Source organism: Kitasatospora sp. NEAU-69 (assembly GCF_057158765.1).
In genome coordinates, this window is the sequence record NZ_JBWXUE010000002.1 from 275,788 (window position 1) to 298,187 (window position 22,400).

Annotated in this window: 18 protein-coding genes and 2 tRNA genes; 18 read left to right on the forward strand and 2 right to left on the reverse strand. The window is 70.6% G+C overall.

Annotated features, from left to right (window positions below; genetic code table 11):
* The first annotated feature begins 459 nt into the window (after positions 1 to 459).
* The 12 genes from dnaA (at position 460) to AC060L_RS03380 (ending at position 15,817) form a co-directional block, all read left to right on the forward strand.
* The gene (gene dnaA, locus AC060L_RS03325; protein ID WP_483796858.1) at positions 460 to 2,469 is read left to right on the forward strand and encodes a chromosomal replication initiator protein DnaA; all 2,010 of its coding nucleotides are present in this window, start codon (positions 460 to 462) and stop codon (positions 2,467 to 2,469) included.
* Positions 2,470 to 3,379: 910 nt separating this feature from the next.
* Positions 3,380 to 4,510: a DNA polymerase III subunit beta gene (gene dnaN, locus AC060L_RS03330; protein ID WP_483796859.1), complete on the forward strand. Its 1,131-nt coding sequence runs from the start codon at positions 3,380 to 3,382 to the stop codon at positions 4,508 to 4,510.
* A gap of 204 nt (positions 4,511 to 4,714) precedes the next feature.
* On the forward strand, positions 4,715 to 5,590 hold the full coding sequence (gnd, locus tag AC060L_RS03335) for a phosphogluconate dehydrogenase (NAD(+)-dependent, decarboxylating) (protein WP_483796860.1): 876 nt from the start codon (positions 4,715 to 4,717) through the stop codon (positions 5,588 to 5,590).
* A gap of 32 nt (positions 5,591 to 5,622) precedes the next feature.
* On the forward strand, positions 5,623 to 6,756 hold the full coding sequence (gene recF / locus AC060L_RS03340; RefSeq protein WP_483796861.1) for a DNA replication/repair protein RecF: 1,134 nt from the start codon (positions 5,623 to 5,625) through the stop codon (positions 6,754 to 6,756).
* A gap of 68 nt (positions 6,757 to 6,824) precedes the next feature.
* Positions 6,825 to 7,334: a DciA family protein gene (locus tag AC060L_RS03345; protein WP_483796862.1), complete on the forward strand. Its 510-nt coding sequence runs from the start codon at positions 6,825 to 6,827 to the stop codon at positions 7,332 to 7,334.
* A gap of 259 nt (positions 7,335 to 7,593) precedes the next feature.
* Positions 7,594 to 9,618, forward strand: a complete 2,025-nt coding sequence (gene gyrB / locus AC060L_RS03350; RefSeq protein WP_483796863.1) for a DNA topoisomerase (ATP-hydrolyzing) subunit B — start codon at positions 7,594 to 7,596, stop codon at positions 9,616 to 9,618.
* Positions 9,619 to 9,698: 80 nt separating this feature from the next.
* A complete protein-coding gene (gene gyrA, locus AC060L_RS03355) occupies positions 9,699 to 12,305 on the forward strand; it encodes a DNA gyrase subunit A (RefSeq protein WP_483796864.1) in 2,607 nt (868 codons plus the stop codon).
* 266 nt (positions 12,306 to 12,571) lie between these two features.
* Entirely contained in the window at positions 12,572 to 13,192 is a 621-nt protein-coding gene (locus tag AC060L_RS03360; protein WP_483796865.1) for a DUF3566 domain-containing protein, read from the forward strand.
* 322 nt (positions 13,193 to 13,514) lie between these two features.
* The gene (locus AC060L_RS03365) at positions 13,515 to 14,984 is read left to right on the forward strand and encodes a class I SAM-dependent methyltransferase (protein ID WP_483796866.1); all 1,470 of its coding nucleotides are present in this window, start codon (positions 13,515 to 13,517) and stop codon (positions 14,982 to 14,984) included.
* Positions 14,985 to 15,000: 16 nt separating this feature from the next.
* Positions 15,001 to 15,074: transfer RNA gene (locus tag AC060L_RS03370), tRNA-Ile, on the forward strand.
* A gap of 395 nt (positions 15,075 to 15,469) precedes the next feature.
* Positions 15,470 to 15,598 (forward strand): DLW-39 family protein, encoded by a 129-nt coding sequence (locus AC060L_RS03375; protein WP_211786189.1) that lies wholly within the window; start codon positions 15,470 to 15,472, stop codon positions 15,596 to 15,598.
* Between the two features lie 146 nt (positions 15,599 to 15,744).
* Positions 15,745 to 15,817, forward strand: a tRNA-Ala gene (locus AC060L_RS03380).
* Positions 15,818 to 15,920: 103 nt separating this feature from the next.
* Here the strand turns inward: AC060L_RS03380 and AC060L_RS03385 are convergent.
* Positions 15,921 to 16,745, reverse strand: coding sequence for a DUF5324 family protein (locus AC060L_RS03385; protein WP_483796867.1), 825 nt, complete (start codon positions 16,743 to 16,745; stop codon positions 15,921 to 15,923).
* A gap of 146 nt (positions 16,746 to 16,891) precedes the next feature.
* Here AC060L_RS03385 and AC060L_RS03390 point away from each other — a divergent pair, with 146 nt between their 5' ends.
* A complete protein-coding gene (locus tag AC060L_RS03390; RefSeq protein ID WP_483796868.1) occupies positions 16,892 to 17,416 on the forward strand; it encodes a peptidylprolyl isomerase in 525 nt (174 codons plus the stop codon).
* Between the two features lie 100 nt (positions 17,417 to 17,516).
* On the forward strand, positions 17,517 to 18,434 hold the full coding sequence (locus AC060L_RS03395) for a rhomboid family intramembrane serine protease (RefSeq protein ID WP_483796869.1): 918 nt from the start codon (positions 17,517 to 17,519) through the stop codon (positions 18,432 to 18,434).
* A gap of 490 nt (positions 18,435 to 18,924) precedes the next feature.
* Here the strand turns inward: AC060L_RS03395 and crgA are convergent, their stop codons facing one another.
* Positions 18,925 to 19,176 (reverse strand): cell division protein CrgA, encoded by a 252-nt coding sequence (gene crgA, locus AC060L_RS03400; RefSeq protein ID WP_483796870.1) that lies wholly within the window; start codon positions 19,174 to 19,176, stop codon positions 18,925 to 18,927.
* Between the two features lie 156 nt (positions 19,177 to 19,332).
* Here crgA and AC060L_RS03405 point away from each other — a divergent pair, with 156 nt between their 5' ends.
* The 4 genes from AC060L_RS03405 to AC060L_RS03420 all read left to right on the forward strand — a co-directional run bounded on the left by AC060L_RS03405 (position 19,333) and on the right by AC060L_RS03420 (position 22,372).
* Positions 19,333 to 20,115: a DUF881 domain-containing protein gene (locus tag AC060L_RS03405; protein WP_483796871.1), complete on the forward strand. Its 783-nt coding sequence runs from the start codon at positions 19,333 to 19,335 to the stop codon at positions 20,113 to 20,115.
* A gap of 140 nt (positions 20,116 to 20,255) precedes the next feature.
* Positions 20,256 to 20,426 (forward strand): hypothetical protein, encoded by a 171-nt coding sequence (locus AC060L_RS03410; protein ID WP_483796872.1) that lies wholly within the window; start codon positions 20,256 to 20,258, stop codon positions 20,424 to 20,426.
* A 58-nt stretch (positions 20,427 to 20,484) separates the two neighbouring features.
* Positions 20,485 to 21,147, forward strand: a complete 663-nt coding sequence (locus AC060L_RS03415; protein ID WP_483796873.1) for an aminodeoxychorismate/anthranilate synthase component II — start codon at positions 20,485 to 20,487, stop codon at positions 21,145 to 21,147.
* A 4-nt stretch (positions 21,148 to 21,151) separates the two neighbouring features.
* Positions 21,152 to 22,372, forward strand: a complete 1,221-nt coding sequence (locus tag AC060L_RS03420) for a class E sortase (protein WP_483796874.1) — start codon at positions 21,152 to 21,154, stop codon at positions 22,370 to 22,372.
* Positions 22,373 to 22,400 lie beyond the last annotated feature (28 nt).

Consider the following 22,400-nt stretch of genomic DNA (forward strand, 5'->3'; position numbering starts at 1 on the left):
GGTGAATCGTAGGATGACGATTTGCAGCTTGGCCGTCACCGTGCGTCCGCGTGATCTCCCCTGCAGAACTGGGAAATCCGGCCCGTTTCCCCAGGTCCGCTGGGGTTCAGGCAATCCACGGCGCCCGTGCTGCGCGCCTTCTGGAAGCGGGGCGGACCCGCGGACATGCGGCAGCGGCCATCGACAACTCGACCTGGTTACGGTACGCGGACGGGGGGTCGAGGGTCAAACCGGCCGTTTCGCCGGGCGCCGGCGCGGTCGCGCCGGGTGCCCCGCCGGACCCCGCGCCCGTCCGGGATGTACACAGCCTGTGGACAACAACTTGAATCAGCTCTGTCCGCTGACTACCGTTGCAGGACTTGTCTGGTTTTGTTCATCGACCTGAACCAACCAGCTTGGCTCGATCAACTGAGCCGGGCCAGGATCACCCCCTTCGGGGGAACGAGAAAGCGTGCACCAGTGGCTGATGTCAACAGCGACCTCGTCCCCGCCTGGGCGAAGGTCGTCGAGCGGCTGGTCAACGACACCTCGGTCGGTGACAAGGACAAATTGTGGGTGCAGCGCACCCAGCCGATGTGGATGATGCACGACACCGCCCTGCTGGCCGCCCCGAACGAGTGGGCGAAGCAGGTGCTGGAGGGCCGGCTGCTGCCGCAGCTGACCGACGGGCTGAGCCAGCAGTTCGGTCGCCCGGTCCGGATCGCCGTGATGGTCGATGCCAACGCCGTGCCGCCGAGCCCGGCCCCCGCCGCTCCGCTCGCGCCGCCGGTCCCCGAACCCCAGCCCGAGCCGATGCCCGGGGCCGAGGAGCAGCCCGGCTGGCAGCCGCCGTACCAGGAGCGCGGCTACCGCGAGCAGCCCTACGAGGAGTACCCGTACCAGGGCGAGCGCGGCTACCCGGAGCAGCAGTACCCGCCGCAGCAGTACGGCGACTACCAGTACCCCGCGGCCGAGCGCGGCTCCTACCCCGAGCAGCAGTACCCGCCGCAGCGCTCCTACCAGGAGCGGCCCTACCGTGACTGGGAGAGCGGCGAGCGGCCGCCGGCCCCCGAACCGCACCCGGGCGCCGGGCACCCGCAGGCGCCGGGCGGTCACGGCGAGCCCGCCCAGGGCGACCTGTTCGGCGGCGCCTACGACTCCACGGCCGAGGAGCACCGGCACCGCGGCCCGCGCCCCGGCGCCGGCCGCCGCGACCTGCGTGATCTCCCGCCCGGCCGTCCCGGGGGTCAGCCGCCCCAGCCCGGCCCCGCCCAGGGCGCCACGGGCCCGTCCGGGGCACTGCGCGGGAACGGCGGCGGCAGCGGCGACGGTGAGTCGCCCGAAGCCGGCCGCCCGAAGCCGGCCGGCCTGCCCGAGCGGGTCGCCGACCGCACCCCGGTGCCGGGCGTACCGGCCCCGCCCGGCGCGCCGTCGGCCGATTCACGCAAGGACGAACCGGCCGCCCGGCTCAACCCCAAGTACCTCTTCGACACCTTCGTGATCGGCGCGAGCAACCGCTTCGCGCACGCCGCGGCGGTGGCGGTCGCCGAGGCCCCGGCCAAGGCGTACAACCCGCTTTTCATCTACGGCGAGTCCGGCCTCGGCAAGACGCACCTGCTGCACGCCATCGGCCACTACTCGCGCAGCCTCTTCCCGGGCACCCGGGTGCGGTACGTGAGCTCGGAGGAGTTCACCAACGAGTTCATCAACTCCATCCGGGACGGCAAGGCGGACGCGTTCCGCAAGCGCTACCGGGACATGGACATCCTGCTGGTCGACGACATCCAGTTCCTCGCGAGCAAGGAGTCGACCCAGGAGGAGTTCTTCCACACGTTCAACACGCTGCACAACGCGAACAAGCAGATCGTGCTTTCCTCCGACCGGCCGCCCAAGCAGCTGATCACCCTGGAAGACCGGCTGCGCAACCGGTTCGAGTGGGGTCTGATCACCGACGTCACGCCGCCCGAGCTGGAGACCCGGATCGCGATCCTGCGCAAGAAGGCGATCCAGGAGCGGCTCAACGCCCCTGCCGACGTGCTGGAGTTCATCGCCTCGCGGATCACCCGCAACATCCGCGAGCTGGAGGGCGCGCTGATCCGGGTGACCGCGTTCGCCAACCTGAACCGCTCGCCGGTCGATCTGGAACTGGCCGGCATCGTGCTCAAGGACCTGATCCCGGGCGGGGACGAGGACGCCGGGCCGGAGATCACCGCGCAGGTGATCATGCAGCAGACCGCCGCCTACTTCGGCCTGAGCGTCGAGGACCTGTGCGGCTCATCGCGCAGCCGGGTGCTGGCGACGGCCCGGCAGATCGCGATGTACCTCTGCCGCGAGCTGACCGACCTCTCGCTGCCGAAGATCGGCGCCCAGTTCGGCGGCCGCGACCACACCACGGTGATGCACGCGGACCGCAAGATCCGCTCCCTGATGGCCGAGCGGCGCTCGCTCTACAACCAGGTCACCGAGCTCACCAACCGCATCAAGAGCTAGCCACAGCAGCCCGTTTGAAGGGGCGGCCCGGATCCTCGCCAGAGGACCCGGGCCGCCCCTTTTCGTCGCTTGGAGATGTGTGTGAAGTCAACTGCCGCGGGGAAGGCTTGCAAGCAGCTGACGTCCCGACAGCCCCCGGCCGCTTTCGTACATCTGAGCAGCAATTCGAACAGCGCAGGCCGGACGAGCCGCTGTCCACAGCAACGGGTGTTTTTCCCCGTCCACAGCCTGGGGAGCTCGGAGTTATCCCGAATTCCTCCACAGCCGCCGCACCGCTACGCTCTTCGCCGCAGGTCAGCCCCCTGTGTACTTGTGCACAACGGTTATCCACAGGATGTGGACAGTTGGCGGCCCGTCAACTCGGCTTCCGGGTTGTCCACCGGCCGTCCCCAGGGAGCGGCCAGTTATCCCCAGCTTCTCCACAGCAATATCCACTGTTCGACAACCTTCGCTGCCGGTTCATCGCCCGGTGTGAAAGGCGTCACGAGATGTTGACCGAGGCCCGTGGATAACCGGGGCAAGATCTGGGGAAGGCCCTGGGGATAACCTGTGGATACGTAGGGTGCCCTGTGAGTAACGCTCCGCTGTCCACAGTGGCGCCTGGTTATCCACCGGCTGGGTCCACACCCACTGTGGACAAAAAACAGGGCCTGACCTGCGGAAACGGGGTTATCCACGGTATCCACAGGCCCTACTACTACCACTACACCTATAGACCCCTTGACTCGTTCAACAGCGGGGTGCGCCGAAAACTGTGGACAACTCGTTCCCGACATCTGTTCGGCTTGCTCCCGCCCGTCTGCCCCGACTGTCGGCGGAGTACGTCAGACTGTCCTTCGGCACCTGGAGAACGGGTGCCCCAGTGCGAACAAGATCAGCAGCGACAGCAGGACCCAGGAGGCGGTTACCGGTGAAGTTCCGGGTGGAGCGTGACGTCCTCGCGGAGGCGGTGGCCTGGGCTGCCCGCAGCCTCCCCGCGCGGCCGCCGGTGCCGGTGCTCGCCGGCCTGCTGCTGACCGCCCAGGACGGCAGCCTGGCGCTGTCCGGCTTCGACTACGAGGTCTCGGCCCGGGTCGAGCTGGAGGCGGACGTCGAGGAGGCCGGCACGGTTCTGGTCTCCGGCCGGCTGCTGAACGACATCTCCCGCAACCTTCCCAACAGGCCTGTGGAGATCTCCACCGACGGCCAGCGGGTCAGCGTGGTCTGCGGCAGCTCGCGGTTCACCCTGCCGACCCTGCCGGTGGACGAGTACCCGGCGCTGCCGCAGATGCCGACCGCGACCGGCACGGTCTCCGGCGAGGTCTTCGCCTCGGCGGTCAGCCAGGCCGCGGTGGCCGCCGGCCGTGACGACACGCTGCCGGTGCTGACCGGTGTCCGGGTCGAGATCGACGGCGACCGGATCACCCTGGCCGCCACCGACCGCTACCGGTTCGCCGTCCGCGACCTGCTCTGGAAGCCCGAGCAGCCGGACATCTCCGCGGTCGCGCTGGTCCCCGCCCGCACGCTGCAGGACATCGCGAAGTCCCTGGGCAGCGGCGACACCGTCTCGATCGCGCTCTCCTCGGGCGGCGCCGGCGAGGGCCTGATCGGCTTCGAGGGCGCCGGCCGGCGGACCACCACCCGCCTGCTGGAGGGTGAGTTCCCGAAGTTCCGCACGCTCTTCCCGACCGAGTTCAACGCCGAGGCCTCGGTGCAGACCCAGCCGTTCCTGGAGGCGCTCAAGCGCGTCTCGCTGGTCGCCGAGCGCAACACCCCGGTCCGGCTCAGCTTCGAGCAGGGCGTGCTGACCCTGGAGGCCGGCTCGGGCGACGACGCCCAGGCCACCGAGCGGATCGACGCCGACCTGCAGGGCGACGACATCTCGATCGCGTTCAACCCGGGCTACCTGGAGGAGGGCCTGAAGGCGATCGACTCCGCCTTCGCCAACCTGTCCTTCACCACCCCGACCAAGCCCGCGCTGCTCAGCGGCAAGCCCGCGCTGGACGCCGAGAAGGACGACGCGTACCAGTACCTGATCATGCCGGTCCGCCTCTCCGGCTGACGCCGGGCCAACTCGGGTCGTCCGCGGCCCGGCTGGAGCGCCGGCTCGGCTGCCGGGCTGATCGCGACATTCCGGTTGATCCCGACCTGACGACATAGCGCCGTCCCCAGGCTCTCCCCGACCCTGGGGACATTCGCGCGGCGTAGGCTCGGAGCGCGGCAACGGCGCCGCCGTCAGGCACGACACCCCAGGTAAGGACTTGTCATGGAGCTCGGCCTCATCGGTCTCGGCAAGATGGGCGGCAACATGCGCGAGCGCATCCGCCGCGCCGGCCACACCGTCATCGGTTTCGACTTCAACCCCGATCTCACCGACGTCGCGAGCCTCCAGGAGCTGGTGACCAAGCTTCAGGGTCCGCGCGTGGTCTGGGTGATGGTTCCCGCCGGTGCGGCCACCCAGGCGACCGTCGAGGAGCTGGGCGAGCTGCTCTCCCCCGGCGACGTGGTGGTGGACGGCGGCAACTCGCGCTGGACCGACGACGTCAAGCACGCCGAGCTGCTGGCCGCCAAGGGCATCGGCTTCGTCGACTGCGGCGTCTCCGGCGGCGTCTGGGGCCTGCAGAACGGCTACGCGCTGATGTACGGCGGCGAGCACGCGGACATCGCCAAGGTCCAGCCGGTCTTCGACGCCCTCAAGCCCGAGGGCCAATTCGGCTCGGTGCACGCGGGCCGGGTCGGCGCCGGCCACTTCTCGAAGATGGTCCACAACGGCATCGAGTACGCGATCATGCAGGCCTATGCCGAGGGCTGGGAGCTGCTGGAGGCCGTGGACAGCGTCACCGACGTCCGCGAGATCTTCCGCTCCTGGAAGGAGGGCACGGTCATCCGCTCCTGGCTGCTCGACCTGGCCGTGGACGCCCTCGACAAGGACGAGCACCTGGACAAGCTCAAGGGCTACGCCGCCGACTCCGGCGAGGGCCGCTGGACCGTCGAGGCCGCGATCGACCACGCGGTGCCGCTGCCGGCGATCACCGCCTCGCTCTTCGCCCGCTTCGCCTCGCGGCAGGACGACTCGCCGCAGATGAAGATGATCGCCGCGCTGCGCAACGAGTTCGGTGGCCACGCGGTCGAATCCAAGTAACGAACCCCAGAAGGCGAGCCCAGTCCAGTCCCATGCACGTCGCGCACCTGTCGCTCGCCGACTTCCGTTCGTACGCCCGGGCCGAGGTTCCGCTCGACCCGGGCGTCACGGCGTTCGTGGGGCCCAACGGCCAGGGCAAGACCAACCTGGTCGAGGCGATCGGCTACGTGGCGACGCTGGGCAGCCACCGGGTGGCCACCGACGCCCCGCTGATCCGGCTCGGCGCCGAGCGGGCGGTGGTCCGCACCTCGATCGAGGACCGCGGCCGGACCACCCTGGTCGAACTGGAGATCACCCCGGGCAAGGCCAACCGGGCCCGGATCAACCGCTCCGACAACGTCCGCCCGCGCGACGTGCTCGGCCTGCTGCGCACGGTGCTCTTCGCCCCCGAGGACCTCGCCCTGGTGAAGGGCGACCCGGGCGAGCGCCGGCGCTTCCTGGACGAGCTGCTGACCGCCCGGGCCCCGCGGCTGGCCGGCGTGCGCCAGGACTACGAGCGGGTGCTCAAACAGCGCAACGCGCTGCTGAAGACCGCCGCGATGGCCCGCCGGGCCGGTGGCGGCAAGGCCGGCGACCTGGCCACGCTGGAGGTCTGGGACGGCCACCTGGCCCGGGCCGGAGCCGAGCTGACGGCCTTTCGGATCCAGCTGGTGGCGGCGCTGCGGCCGCTCGTCGAGCAGGCCTACGAGACGCTGGCACCGGGCGGGGGGCCGACCCGGCTGGAGTACCGCTCCTCCTTCGAGGGCGAGCTGCCGAACAGCCGCGAGGAGGCCGAGCAGCAGCTGCTCGCGGCGCTCCAGGCGGCGCGCAAGCAGGAGACCGAGCGCGGGCTGACCCTGGTCGGCCCGCACCGCGACGAGCTCCAGCTGCTGCTCGGGCCGCTGCCGGCCAAGGGCTACGCGAGCCACGGCGAATCCTGGTCCTTCGCGCTGGCGCTGCGGCTCGCCTCGTACGAGCTGCTGCGCGCGGACGGCGGCGAGCCGGTGCTGATCCTGGACGACGTCTTCGCCGAGCTGGACGCCAGGCGGCGGGAGAAGCTGGCCGAGCTGGTGGCCGGCGGCGAGCAGGTGCTGGTGACCGCCGCGGTCGCCGAGGACGTGCCGAAGGCGCTCGCCGGCGCGCGCTACACGGTGGCCGAGGGAGCGGTGACCCGGATCACCGGGTGAGGCGCCGTTGCCCGGTCCCACCCCGTACGCTGGTCTGTCCACAGCCTGGGGACGAAGGAGCACACCGGGTGAGCGAGTCAGAACTGTCCGGCGTCGATCTGGCCCGGGTCGCGCTGCGAGCCGCCAAGGAGCAGGCCCGCCAGCGCGGCGAACAGGTCCGCGAGAAGCGTGAGGCGAAGCGGCACGGGCTGCGCAGCGGTGCCCGCGCGGACGGCCGGGACCCGGTCCCGCTGGGCGCCGCGCTGAATCGTTTGATCACGGAGCGTGGCTGGGAGGCGCCGGCCGCGGTCGGCGGCGTGATGGGCCGCTGGGCCCAGATCGTCGGTCCGGACATCGCGGCGCACTGCACGCCCGAGCAGTTCTCGGAGGCCGAGGCGGTGCTGACGGTGCGTTGTGACTCCACCGCCTGGGCTACTCAGTTGCGTTTGCTGGCAAGGCAGTTGGTGGCCCGGCTGAACCACGAGCTGGGTCACGGCACGGTCCGGGTGATCAAGGTGCTCGGCCCGGCGGCACCGGAGCGCAAGTACGGCCGGCTGCGGGCGCCGGGCAGTCGCGGTCCGCAGGACACCTGGGGCTGATCCGCCCGGCGCGCGGCCGCACACGGAGCGCACACCTCCGGAACCGCTGACGGCCCTTGTGAGGCCACTGAGCCCCCAGGGCGAGTATCGGGTCATGTGCGGAGGGGATTTGGGGCGGCACATCCGCCCTCAGAGCCCGTAGAACGCCCATCTCTGTCAGTCGTACCGGTAGACTGGTGCCCAAACACTGCCGCTTGCGGTAACTGAGTCGAAACACTGTGGTCGCACGCTCGCCCGAACCCGGGCGGGGATGCGGCCCGTGCTGTGCCAGAGAGGGCGCTTCGTGGCCGATTCCGGCGAGTCCAGCCAGTCCCCTGTCCCCACCGACCCGGCCTCGGGTGCCTCCTACAACGCCAGCAACATCCAGGTGCTGGAGGGGCTTGACGCTGTTCGCAAGCGCCCCGGTATGTACATCGGTTCGACCGGTGAGCGCGGCCTGCACCACCTGGTCCAGGAGGTGGTGGACAACTCCGTCGACGAGGCGATGGCGGGGCATGCCGACACCATCGACGTGACGATCCTGGCGGACGGCGGGGTCCGGGTGGTCGACAACGGCCGCGGCATCCCGGTCGGCATCGTGCCCGGCCAGGACAAGCCGGCCGTCGAGGTCGTGCTGACGGTGCTGCACGCGGGCGGCAAGTTCGGCGGCGGCGGCTACGCGGTCTCCGGCGGTCTGCACGGCGTCGGCGTCTCGGTCGTCAACGCGCTCTCCACCCGGCTCGCGATCGAGATCCACACCGACGGCTCCCGATGGACCCAGGAGTACAAGCTGGGCGCTCCGACCGCGCCGCTGGTCCAGCACGAGACGACCGAGCGCACCGGCACCAGCGTCACGTTCTGGGCCGACCCGGACATCTTCGAGACCACCGTCTACTCGTTCGAGACGCTCTCGCGCCGGTTCCAGGAGATGGCCTTCCTCAACAAGGGCCTGACCATCTCGCTGACCGACGAGCGCCCGGAGCACACCGACGACGAGGGCAAGCCGCTCTCCGTGACGTACCACTACGAGGGCGGCATCGCCGACTTCGTCACGCACCTCAACTCCCGCAAGGGCGACCCGGTGCACCCCTCGGTGATCGACTTCGAGTCCGAGGACAAGGACAAGACGATCTCGGTCGAGGTCGCCATGCAGTGGAACTCCTCCTACACCGAGGGGGTCTACAGCTTCGCGAACACCATCCACACGCACGGCGGCGGCACCCACGAGGAGGGCTTCCGCGCCGCGCTGACCGGCCTGGTCAACCGCTACGCGCGGGACAAGAAGCTGCTCCGCGAGAAGGACGAGAACCTCTCCGGCGAGGACATCCGCGAGGGCCTGACCGCGATCATCTCGGTCAAGCTCGGCGAGCCGCAGTTCGAGGGCCAGACCAAGGACAAGCTCGGCAACACCGAGGCGAAGACCTTCGTCCAACGTGTCGTGCACGAGCAGCTGAACGACTGGCTGGACCGCAACCCGGTCGAGGCCGCGGACATCATCCGCAAGTCCATCACCGCGGCCACCGCGCGGATGGCGGCCCGCAAGGCGCGCGACCTGACCCGCCGCAAGGGCCTGCTGGAGAGCGCGTCGCTGCCGGGCAAGCTGAGCGACTGCCAGTCCAAGGACCCGGCCGAGTGCGAGATCTTCATCGTCGAGGGTGACTCGGCCGGCGGCTCGGCCAAGCAGGGCCGCGACCCGCGCACCCAGGCGATCCTCCCGATCCGCGGCAAGATCCTCAACGTCGAGAAGGCGCGGATCGACAAGGTGCTGCAGAACACCGAGGTCCAGGCGCTGATCTCGGCCTTCGGCTGCGGCATCCAGGAGGACTACGACGAGTCCAAGCTGCGCTATCACAAGATCGTCCTGATGGCCGACGCCGACGTCGACGGGCAGCACATCCGCACGCTGCTGCTCACCCTGCTGTTCCGCTTCATGCGGCCGCTGGTCGAGGCCGGGTATGTGTACCTGGCGATGCCGCCGCTGTACAAGATCAAGTGGGGCAAGGACGACTTCGACTACGTCTACTCCGACCGCGAGCGCGACTCGGTGATCGAGGCGGGCGTGTCGGCGGGTCGCCGGCTGCCCAAGGACGATGCGATCCAGCGCTTCAAGGGTCTGGGCGAGATGAACGCCGAGGAGCTGCGGATCACCACCATGGACGCCGCGCACCGCCTGCTGATGCAGGTGACCCTGGAGGACGCGGCCCGTGCCGACGACCTCTTCTCGGTCCTGATGGGCGAGGACGTCGAGGCCCGCAGGTCCTTCATCCAGCGCAACGCCAAGGACGTCCGCTTCCTGGACGTGTGATGAGAAGTCACTTCGCAGCTCACCAAGCGACCGTGATGGATCGCACACTCCAGTCACGCGTGAAAGGAAACTGACCACCAGTGGTCGACGAGAACCGTCCCGACGGCGAGCAGCCGGACACCAGCACCGCCACCGACACCTTTGTCTCCCGGGTCGAGCCGATCGAGCTCGAGACCGAGATGCAGCGCTCCTACCTCGACTACGCGATGAGCGTGATCGTCAGCCGGGCCCTGCCGGAGGTGCGCGACGGCCTCAAGCCGGTGCACCGCCGGGTGCTGTACGCGATGTACGACGGCGGCTACCGGCCCGAGAAGGGCTACTACAAGTGCGCCCGCGTCGTCGGCGACGTGATGGGCAACTACCACCCGCACGGCGACACCTCGATCTACGACACCGTGGTGCGCCTGGCCCAGCCCTGGTCGCTGCGGATGCCGCTGGTGGACGGCAACGGCAACTTCGGCTCCCCGGGCAACGACCCGGCCGCGGCCATGCGCTACACCGAGTGCAAGATGATGCCGCTGGCCATGGAGATGATGCGCGACATCGACGAGGAGACCGTCGATTTCGCCGCCAACTACGACGGCCGCTCGCAGGAGCCGACCGTCCTGCCCGCGCGCATCCCCAACCTGTTGATCAACGGTGCCACCGGCATCGCGGTCGGCATGGCCACCAACATCCCGCCGCACAACCTGCGCGAGGTCGCCTCCGGTGCGCTCTGGGCGCTGGAGCACCCCGAGGCGTCCAACGAGGAGCTGCTCGAGGCGCTGATCGAGCGGATCAAGGCGCCGGACTTCCCGACCGGTGCGCTGATCGTCGGCCGGCGCGGCATCGAGGACGCGTACCGGACCGGGCGCGGCTCGATCACGATGCGCGCGGTGGTCGAGGTCGAGGAGATTCAGGGCCGCCAGTGCCTGGTGATCACCGAGCTGCCGTACCAGGTGAACCCGGACAACCTGGCGCTGAAGATCGCCGACCTGGTGAAGGACGGCCGGGTGGCCGGCATCGCGGACGTCCGCGACGAGTCCTCCTCGCGGACCGGCCAGCGCCTGGTGGTCGTGCTCAAGCGCGACGCGGTCGCCAAGGTGGTGCTGAACAACCTCTACAAGCACACCGACCTGCAGACCAACTTCGGCGCCAACATGCTGGCGCTGGTGGACGGCGTGCCGCGCACGCTCTCGCTCGACGCGTTCATCCGGCACTGGGTCAGCCACCAGGTCGACGTGATCGTGCGGCGCACCCGGTTCCGGCTGCGCAAGGCCGAGGAGCGGGCGCACATCCTGCGCGCGCTGCTCAAGGCGCTGGACATGATCGACGAGGTCATCGCGCTGATCCGGGCCTCGGAGTCGGCCGACGCCGCCCGCAGCGGCCTGATGAACCTGCTCACCATCGACGAGCTGCAGGCCAACGCGATCCTGGAGATGCAGCTGCGCCGGCTGGCCGCGCTGGAGCGCCAGCGGATCATGGACGAGCACGACGAGCTGCAGCGCAAGATCGACGAGTACAACGCGATCCTGGCCTCGCCGTCCCGTCAGCGCGAGATCATCTCCGAGGAGCTGACCGCGATCGTCGAGAAGTACGGCGACGAGCGGCGCTCCACGCTGATCCCCTTCGACGGCGACATGTCGGTCGAGGACCTGATCGCGGAGGAGGACATCGTCGTCACGATCACCCGTGGCGGCTACGTCAAGCGCACCCGCAGCGACCTCTACCGCTCGCAGAAGCGCGGCGGCAAGGGCGTGCGCGGCGCGCAGCTGAAGCAGGACGACATCGTCGACCACTTCTTCGTGACGACCACGCACAACTGGATCCTGTTCTTCACGAACAAGGGCCGGGTCTACCGGGCCAAGGGTTACGAGCTGCCGGACGCCGGGCGGGACGCCCGCGGCCAGCACGTGGCGAACCTGCTGGCGTTCCAGCCGGAGGAGCACATCACCCAGGTGATGGCGATCCGCACCTACGAGGACAAGCCGTACCTGGTGCTGGCCACCCGCGAGGGCCTGGTCAAGAAGTCCCCGCTGAAGGACTACGACTCGCCGCGCTCCGGCGGTCTGATCGCGATCAACCTGCGCACCGACGAGAACGGCCGGGACGACGAGCTGATCGGCGCCGAGCTGGTCTCCGCCGAGGACGACCTGCTGCTGGTCTCCAAGAAGGCGCAGTCGATCCGGTTCACCGCCACCGACGAGGCGCTGCGCCCGATGAGCCGGGCCACCTCCGGCGTCAAGGGCATGGCGTTCCGCGAGGACGACGAGCTGCTCTCGATGAACGTGGTCCGTCCCGGGACCTTCGTCTTCACCGCGACCGACGGCGGCTACGCCAAGCGGACCTCGGTGGACGAGTACCGGATCCAGGGCCGCGGCGGCTTCGGCACCAAGGCCGCGAAGATCGTCGAGGGCCGTGGCTCGCTGGTCGGCGCGCTGGTGGTCGAGGAGACCGACGAGATCATGGCGATCACGCTGTCCGGTGGGGTGATCAGGACAAGGGTTTCCGGCGTTCGTGAAACCGGACGTGACACGATGGGCGTCCAACTGATCAACCTCGGAAAGCGCGACGCGGTGGTGGGCATGGCCCGCAACGCGGAGGCGGAGGACGAGGAGATCGCCGAGGACGAGGTGGGACCGGACGCTGTGGCGGACGCCGCACCGGCGTCCGAGGACGTCGCCGCACCGGCCCCTGACCTGGGCTGACGCGGTTACCGCAGCCGGTTGCTCCGAGTGACGCTCGGGGCGTACCGGCTGCCCCGGTTTCGGGCTTCTCAGCTTGATGCCGCACAGTGGAGTGCCGACCGGGTTCGCAAGCCGCGAATCCGGCGGGACTCGGCAGTCTCAACCAGCATGGGAGGACCAGAGTGAGTGGGACCACGGGCGCCGCGGGAGGTGCCGCTCCGGGCGGTGCGCCGTACGGAGGTGTGCCTCAGTCGCCGGCTGAGCACCCCGCGGCGTCCACCTCGCTGATGTCCGCAGTGGGCTCCGGCGGAGGGTACGGCGCGCAGCCGGGCACGCCGCCGGTGCCCCCGCCGCCGGGCGCGCCGCCGGCGAACGGCTACTCGACGCCGACCACCTACACCAAGGGCCAGCCGACCCCGGCCCGCGGTACCCGGGTGAACAGCGGCGCACCCGCGCCCGCGCCGGCCCCCGCGCCGCGCCGGCCCGCGCCGAGCGCGCCTGCCGCCCCCGCGCCGTCCGGCCTGGCCGGCAAGGCCCGCAAGGCCCGGCTGCGGGTCACCAAGGCCGACCCGTGGTCGGTGATGAAGGTCAGCTTCCTGCTGTCGCTGGCGATCGGGATCATCCTGATCGTGGCGGTCGGCGTGCTCTGGACCACGCTGGACTCGCTCGGCGTCTTCTCCTCGATCGCGAAGACGCTGAAGGAGGTCACCGGCAACTCGGACAGCGCCTCCAGCGGCATCAACCTGATGGACTACATCGGGTTCGGCACGGTGATCACGTACACCGCGCTGCTCGCCGTGGTCGACGTGATCCTGCTGACCGCGCTCTCCACGCTGTCGGCGTTCATCTACAACGCGGCGGCCGGCTTCACCGGCGGCATCGAGCTGACGCTGGCGGAAGAGGACTGACGGACGGACTTCCTGGCGCCCCGTCAGTCTGACGATCAGTCTGACGGGCAGTCGGATCGTGGTCGGCCGGTCGGCCGGCGGTCCGAAAATCACGAAGTACGAACGAATTTCGCGGAACGCCTCCGCTGCGGGCCCCCTCGGTTGTTTGATCGAGTCGGGGCCCGCGGTCATTCGGGTGACAGGAGTGGGGTTCCGGCGTGCCGCCGGGACGCCGTGCTGTCGGTCCGGATTGGCTGGGACGGCCTTGCACGGCTACCGGTTCGGCTCACCGGGCAGTCTCCGCGCGACGGCTGCCCACGAGGTTGCTCGGAGGTTCCACGTCATGGCACAGATCGCTCAGCAGCTGGTCGGCGCGCTGGAGGGTCTGCTCGGCACCAGAATGCCGTTCCGCCTGCAGGCCTGGGACGGCTCCCTGGCGGGCGCACCGGACGCCCCGCTGCTGGTGCTGCGCAACCGCCGGGCGCTGCGCCGACTGCTCTGGGCACCGGGCGAGCTCGGCCTGGTCCGCGCGTACGTCTCCGGCGATCTGGAGCTCGGCCCCGGCGAGGACCTGTACGGCGTGCTCAGCGAGGTGGCGCACTTCGTCGAGCGCCCCGAACTGCGCGGCCTGCACCTGGGCCTGGCGGACGTCGGCGGCCCGGCCGGGCGCCGGGTGATCACCGCGCTGGCCCGGGCCGGGGCGATCGGCCCGCAGCCCCCGCTGCCGCCGGAGGAGGCCCGCCCCGAGGGCCGGCTGCACAGCCGCAGCCGCGACCGCGCCTCGATCAGCCACCACTACGACGTCGGCAACGACTTCTACCGCCTGGTGCTCGGCCCCTCGATGGTCTACTCCTGCGCGTACTGGACGCCCGAGGGCAAGAGCCTGGAGGACGCCCAGAGCGCCAAGCTCGACCTGATCTGCCGCAAGCTCGGCCTGCGGCCCGGCATGCGCCTGCTGGACGTGGGCTGCGGCTGGGGCTCGCTGGTGCTGCACGCGGCCGAGCACTACGGGGTCAGCGCGGTCGGCGTGAGCATCTCCGCCGAGCAGGTGGCGCTGGCCCGGGAGCGGGTCGCCGCGGCCTCGCTGAGCGACCGGGTGGAGATCCGGCTGCAGGACTACCGGGAGATCCCGGACGGGCCGTACGACGCGATCTCCAGCGTCGGCATGGCCGAGCACGTGGGCAGCGAGCAGTACCGGGTCTACGCGACCGGCCTGTACGGCCTGCTGGCCCCCGGCGGCCGGCTGCTGAACCACCAGATCGCCCGCCGCCCCAGCCTGCCCGGCGAGCCGTACGTCACCAGCCCGTTCATCTCGCGGTACGTCTTCCCCGACGGCGAGCTCTCCCCGGTCGGCAGCACGGTGACCGAGCTGGAGCAGGCCGGCTTCGAGGTGCGCGACGTCGAGTCGCTGCGCGAGCACTACGCGCTGACGCTGCGCGAGTGGGTGGCCAACCTGGAGGCCGGCTGGCCGCAGGCGGTCAAGCTGGTGGGTCTGGGCCGGGCCCGGGTCTGGCGGCTCTACATGGCGGCCTCGGCGCTGGCCTTCGAGGAGAACCGGATCGGGATCAACCAGGTCCTCGCCGTGCGCACCGCCCCCCGCGGCGTCAGTGGGCTGCCGGGCACCCGTGAGCAGTGGCTGGCCGCCGCCCCGGGCACCACCGCCGCCGCGCCGGCGCCCCGCGCCGAGCCCACCGCCGGACCGGAGCCCGAGTCCGCCGCCGAGCCGGCCGACGCCGCCGTCCTGCGCCTTGCGATCCCCGGTACCGGCGGGGCTCCGCGGGCGGATTTGGGAGATCGGCCGTCGGTCCGCTAATCTTTCAGTGCGGCAAGGGCCTATAGCTCAGACGGTTAGAGCGCTTCCCTGATAAGGAAGAGGCCACAGGTTCAAGTCCTGTTAGGCCCACCTGCGGAAACGCCCCGGATGGAACTCCATCCGGGGCGTTTCGTTTTATCCGCCGATCGCCCGCCGGGCCGGTCGCCGATCGGCCGCCGGTTCCGGTTCTGCGGCGGCCGGAAATAGCGGTTCGCGCGCGGTGGTGGGCCGAGCGGGCGAAGCGATCGGCGCGGCGGGTTCGGACGCGGAACGATCCGGCGCGTCAAACCGTTGTCAGGGTCTGCGGGTTGAGGCGACGACAGCCGGTCTCGAACAGGACACGGGTGTGTATCATCGGCCGCAGGACGGCCTACCCGGCCGACCGCCGTTGTACGTGCACATTCGAAGGGTTCGCAGTCCCGGCCGATCCCGTCCGGGTACCCCACTGCTGAGCCCGCCCATGCTGAGAAGGACGAGGTCCCGCGGTGAAGAAGCTCCTCCTGGTCGCCCTGGTCGCCCTCGGCGGCTTCTTTGTCTACCGTCAGGTGCAGGCCGACCGTGCCGAGCAGGACCTGTGGACCGAAGCCACCGACCCGATCCCGGCCGGCCGCTGACCATTCTGCTGTGACGGCGGGAGGCCCGCACGGGGCCTCCCCCGCCGGTTCACCGGTGCTGCGTTATGCCCGTGTGGGGAATACCTGCGCTGGATCGTCCGGCGACCCGGTACGCTGTTTCCTGACAGCGCCCGGTGCGCCGTCGAGGGGCTTTAGCTCAGTTGGTAGAGCGCTGCCTTTGCAAGGCAGATGTCAGGAGTTCGAGTCTCCTAAGCTCCACAGAAGCCGTACAGCTTGACCGACCGATGGCCGGTCCGGGTTCACCCGGACCGGCCATCGGCGTCTGCGCTTCGGGACGGGCCGGAGCCCTGGGCCCAGCGCTCTAGGCGCGGTCGTCCGGTGGGGAGTCCGGGGCGTCCTCGTCGGCCGGGCCCGAGCCGTTCAGCGGGGCGGTCGAGTCCGCGGCGGTGGCGCCGGAGGCCGGGTGGCGGCGGTTCGGCGGGCCCTGCACCTCGGGCGGCTCGACCAGCCACTCCGGCTCGCTCTGCTTGCGGTACCAGTGCCAGATCAGCACGCCGCTGCCGACGGCCACCGTGCCGGCGATCGCCAGACCGGCCGCCATGGTGCCGCGGTGGCACCGGCGGGCGTTCTTCGCGGCCAGCTTGTCCACCTGGGCGGCGGTCACCTTGCCCTGCAGCGCGGTGAGCGCCGCCGAGCCGCGTGACTGGGCCTCCTGCGCCATCGGGACGGCGACGGCCCTGGCCTCGTCCAGTGCGCTGCTGAACCGGGGCAGCGCCCCGGTGCGGGCGTGGTCCGCCGCCCGGTCGGCGGAGTGCTTGGCGGCCAGCGCGGCCTCCTGGGCCCGGTGGACGGCCTTCAGGGCGCTCTCCTGGGCGTTCGGCGGCAGCTTCGCGAAGGTGTGCTCGACGTGCGGGGCGAGGTGCTTCACGTAGCCGACCCGGGCCGAGTGCGCGGCCGTCGCGGTGCCCGCCCTGGCCTGCTCGGCGGCCACCTCCAGCCGGGGCCCGAGCGACTCCAGGGCCGGCCCGAGCCGCTGGCGGGCCTCCTGGGCGTAGTGCGCCGCGCTCTCCCTGGCGCCGGTGGCGTACGGCGCGAGCGTGTCCAGGGTCCGACCGGCCGACTCTCGTGCGGTGTCCAAGCGGGTCACAGGTGTTTCCTCCTCCTGGGTGGCGTCGTCCTTGTGCACATATCCACCTGGTTCGAGATCATGCATCCCTATTTGTCCTACCGCGCGGCGGGCTGGGCCGTCTGCGGGGCGCCGCAGCGGAGGCCGCGCGGGCGGGCGTGGGATGATGTTGCGGTCAGAAGAAGCAGATAAGGAAGGCACATCTCGTGGCCGAGGAACTGTTCGCGACCCTCAAGACCAACCACGGCGACATCGTGATCAAGCTCTTCCCGAACCACGCCCCGAAGACGGTGGCGAACTTCGTGGAGCTGGCCGAGGGCACGCGTGAGTGGACCCACCCCGGGACCGGCAAGAAGAGCAACGACCGTCTGTACGACGGCACGATCTTCCACCGGGTGATCGAGGGCTTCATGATCCAGGGCGGCGACCCGCTCGGCCAGGGCATCGGCGGCCCGGGCTACAAGTTCGCCGACGAGTTCCACCCCGACCTGGCGTTCACCAAGCCGTACCTGCTGGCGATGGCCAACTCCGGCCCGGGCACCAACGGCTCGCAGTTCTTCGTCACGGTCGCCCCCACCGCGTGGCTGACCGGCAAGCACACCATCTTCGGCGAGGTCGAGGGCGAGGCGAGCCAGAAGGTCGTCGACGCGATCGCCACCGTCAAGACCGGCCGCAACGACCGCCCGGCGCAGGACGTCGTCATCGAGTCGGTGGAGATCACCCGCCGCTGACGCCTGTCGGCGCCGCCACGGCGGCAGTAGCCTTGACGGTCCCGGTGCTCCTCCGCGCGGCGGAGGGCGCACCGGGATCTGTCGTTGAGAGGAAGTCCGGATGGCCCAGGACGAGCCCGGCCAGCCCGTGGGCCCCGCCCAGGACGGGCACCGGCTGCCCGGCTGCTACCGCCACCCCGAACGCGAGACCGGCGTCAGCTGCTCGCGCTGCGGGCGGCCGATCTGCCCGGACTGCATGGTGAACGCCTCGGTGGGCTTCCACTGCCCGGAGTGCGTGCGCGGCGAGCAGGCGGCGGCCGGCCCCCGGCCGCGCCCGGCGACCACCAGGTTCGGCGGCCGGCTCACCGGCGACGGCGCGGTGGTCACGAAGGTGCTGATCGCCATCAACCTGGCGGTCTTCCTGATCGCGGCCTACGTCGACAAGTCACTCGGCGGGCAGAACACGCCGGGCAGCTGGGAGCTGTTCAGCGCGGTCGCGCCGAACGGGACCGGGTACGGCGTCGCGGCCGGCCCTGACCAGTGGTACCGGCTGCTCACCGCGACCTTCCTGCACGTCCAGCTCTTCCACGTGGGCTCGAACATGCTGGCGCTGTGGTGGATGGGTCCGCCGCTGGAGCGGGTGCTGGGCCGGCTGCGCTTCCTCGCGGTGTACCTGGTCTCCGGGCTGGGCGGCAGCGCGCTGGTCTACCTGGTGGCCGGGGACGGGGTGCGCTCCTGGGGTGCGTCCGGGGCGGTCTTCGGCATCTTCGGTGCCACCGCCGTGCTCTACCGGGTCGCCCGGCAGCCGCTGGGCCCGGTGGTCGCGCTGATCGTCTTCAACCTGGTGATCACCTTCGCGGTGCCGGGGATCGACTGGCGCGCGCACGTCGGTGGGCTGGCCTCGGGGGTGCTGCTCGGCATCGGCATGATGCACGCGCCACGCGCCAACCGGAACCTGGTGCAGGCGGGCACGGTGGTGCTGATGCTGGCCGCGGAGCTGGCGATGGTCCTGGTGGCGACGGCGCGCTTCACCGGTTGAGCCGGTTGACCCGGTTCAGCTGATTGAGCCGGTTGACCCGGTTGGCTGGGTGACCCCGGCTGCCTGGGGGCGCGCACGGGCCGGCTGTGCATCGATCGGACGGCCGCGGTTGTCCACCGCCGTCCACGGTTTTCCACCGTCCGGGCGGTCCATCGGCGCAAGTTGTCCACAGTGTGCAGCGGTCTGCGCACAGGCTGTGCGACCAGACGTTGTCCGAAGGTCGATCTACGCGTGTCCAGCTGTTACTTCGTCAGCTGGAGGGTGTTCGGACGAGGGTGGTCGGAGCACCCGCCGCAGTGTGGTATCCACCGTCGGCACCGCAGTTATCCACAGGATGCGTTGACTTTTCCCCACTGTGGATAACCGTGTGGATAAGAGCACGGTAGGACTATCCCCGATCGGCGTTCGGACAGCACGACGTACCGCCCCACCGGTCGGGTGAGGCGGTACGGGGACGAGCCGGGGACGTACCGGGGAGCGCGCGGTGGCGCTACTTCCACTGGGTGGAGACGCCGAAGCCCGCGGCGATGAAGCCGAAGCCGGCCAGGATGTTCCAGTTGCCCCAGGACTCCACCGGCCAGCTGCCGCTCGTCACGTAGTAGGTGACGATCCAGATCAGCCCGATCAGGAACAGCCCGAGCATCACCGGGGCGACCCAGTTGCGACCGGAGCTGATCTTGACTGCGGTCGCCGAGGTCGGCGGGATGTAGTCGGACTTCTTGCGGAGTCGAGACTTCGGCACGAGGGGCTCTCCTGTCGATGCGCTGTGAGACCGCGCAGGGTGCAGCGGGGGCGGGGCGGCTGTGGGAAGACCGGGTCCGTACGGGAGATGCTCCGCACATGCCACCGGCGTCCGTTAGCGTAGTGGCTCGCCGGGTCGGAAGGAGATAAGGGTACGGTGCTTAATTCGTCGATTCCCGGCGAGTCCGCCGCGAGCCCGCCCCCTCGGCGCCCCGGCTCCGCCCGAATTGTCGGCCGTGCCCTGACCTGCGGTGTCTTCGCCCTGGCCGGCGTCCTCTTCTACGTCAGCGCGCACGCCTCGCACGGCATCGATCTGCGCTCGGACAACTCGCTGCTGCAGCTCGGGGACGTCATACAGCAGCGCAGCGACCAGAACCAGCAGACCCAGGCCCAGCTCACCGACCTCCAGCAGCGCGCCGACCAGCTCGCCAAGCAGCAGGGGCTCAGCCCGGCCGACGCCGACCGGCTGGCGACCCTGCGGCAGCAGGCCGGGCTCGACCCCCTGCAGGGCCCGGGCCTGACCATCACGCTCAACGACGCGCCGCCCGACGCCACCGCCCGGATCCCCGGTGTCCCCGAGCCCGGCGTCAACGACCTGGTGATCCACCAGCAGGACATCCAGGCCGTGGTCAACGCGCTCTGGCGGGGCGGCGCGGCCGGCGTCCAGGTGATGGACCAGCGGCTGATCTCCACCAGCGCGGTGCGCTGCGTCGGCAACACGCTGCTGCTCCAGGGCCGGGTCTACTCGCCGCCCTACGTGATCCGCGCCGTCGGCCGGACCGCGGAGCTGCACGCGGCCGTGGACGCCGACCCCTCGATCCGCAACTACCTGCAGTACGTCACGGCCTACGGGCTGGGCTGGAAGGTGCAGGAGAGCACCGAGTTGACCATGCCGGGCTACACCGGAACCACCGACCTGCACACAGCCGTCGGACAGTAGGGGAACCGCTCCCCCGGACGGACCGGGACCCGGCGGATACCACGGCCGGGCTCACCGGAGGATCCAAAAGCCCACAGCCGCCGTCAGGCTCAGCTTCGAGGTCTACTCTGGTCCCCACCGCCCATCAGACAGGGAGCACCATGTACGGCTGGATCTGGCGACGCCTCCCGGGGAACGCCCTGGTGAAGGCCGTCATTTCGCTGCTGCTGATCCTCGGGGTGATCTACCTGCTCTTCCAGTACGTCTTCCCGTGGGCGGAACCGCTGCTCCCCTTCAACGACGTCACTGTGGACAACAGCGGCACCGGCTGACGCGCCCGCCGCGGCGCACCCCCCTCGCACCCTCGTACCTCACACGGAGTCAGCACGTATGGCCTCGCCCGTCACCGCACCGCGGATCCTCGTGGTGGACAACTACGACAGCTTCGTCTTCAACCTCGTCCAGTACCTCTACCAGCTGGGCGCGACCTGCGAGGTGGTCCGCAACGACGAGCTGACGGCCGAGCACGCGACCCTGCGGGACGGCGACCAGGGGTATGACGGCGTGCTGCTCTCCCCTGGTCCCGGGGCGCCGGAGGAGGCCGGGGTCTGCATCGAGATGGTGCGGCACTGCGCGCGGATCGGGCTGCCGCTCTTCGGTGTCTGCCTGGGCCTGCAGTCGATCGCGGTGGCCTACGGCGCGGTGGTCGGCCGGGCACCCGAGCTGCTGCACGGCAAGACCTCGCTCGTCACGCACGAGGACGGCGGCGTCTTCGCCGGCCTGCCCTCGCCTATGACGGCCACCCGCTACCACTCGCTGGCGGTCGAACCGGCCACCGTGCCCGCTGAGCTGGTGGTCACCGCGCGGACCGAGAGCGGTGTCATCATGGGTCTTCGGCACCGTGAGCTGCTCGTCGAGGGCGTGCAGTTCCACCCTGAGTCCGTGCTCACCGAGGGGGGACACCGGATGCTCGCCAACTGGCTCGCGGAGTGCGGCGATCCGGAGGCGGTCGGCCGCTCGGCCGGCCTCGCTCCGGTGATCGGCCGGGGCTGAGGACGTGACAGCGGTGCGCCCGGAGGGGCGTCAGGACGCCCACCGGGGCTACGGCGAGCAGCCGGGCCCCGGAGCGTCGGAGAGCGGGCCGGGGCGGGGGACGTACGGGCAGCAGTACCCGCCGTACGAGCAGCAGCCGCAGCAGCCGTACGGTCAGCAGCCGTACCCACCGCAGCCCTACCAGCAGCAGCCGCCGTACCAGCAGCCGCCGCAGCCGCCGCAGCAGCGCAGGCAGCCGTACCCGCAGGGCGGATACGCCGCGCCGGCGCAGCCGGAGCCGCAGCCGGAGCCGGACGGCTGGGGCGTGTACGAGCCCGAGGAGCCGGCCACCCAGGCCGTCGAGTACCCGTGGCTGGCCGACCAGACGCTGCAGCTGCGCACCATACGCGCGGCCGACGCCACGTCGGCCGAGGCCGGGGCGGGCGGCCGTGAGGAGCCGCGGCGGGCGGCCGGCGGCAACGTCTCGCTGCGCTCCGGCAGCGGCCGTCGCCGGGCCTCGGGGGCACGCCGGCCGGTCGTGCGTCCCAAGGAGTCCAAGGGCGTGCTGGCGGCGCGGTTCGTCGGCGAGCTGTGCATAACGCTCGGCCTGGTGATGCTGCTCTTCGTCACCTACCAGCTCTGGTGGACCAACGTGCAGGCCGACGCCTCCGCGAACGGCACCCGCAACAGCCTGGAGAAGCAGTGGGCCGCGCCCGGCGCCCCGCAGCCGTCACCCGGTCAGTCGAAGGCCCCTGACGCGGGTGTCTTCGCTCCCGGCCAGGGCTTCGCGATCCTGCACGTGCCCAAGATCGGCATCACGTACCCGATCGCCGAGGGCACCGACAAGGAGAAGGTGCTGGACCACGGCCTGGTCGGCCACTACGTCGGCACCGCGATGCCCACCGACGCGAGCGGCAACTTCGCCGTCGCCGCCCACCGCACCACGCACGGGCAGCCGTTCCGCCGGCTGGCCGAGCTCTCCCCCGGCGACAAGATCGTGGTGGAGACCGCGACCACGTTCTACACGTACGAGGTCGAGGGCGGGATCCCGGAGACGCCGCCGACCGACGTGGCGGTGCTGCAGCCGATCCCGAAGGGCTCACCGTTCAGCCAGGCGGGCAAGTACATCACCATGACCACCTGTACGCCGGAGTTCTCGGCGCGCGGTCGCCTGATCGTCTTTGGCAAGATGATTGCTGAACAACCGAGGAGCCAGGGGCAGCCTCCGGCGTTGACGAACTCCTAGGGGCCCGGCGCCCCTTCGGGGACGTACG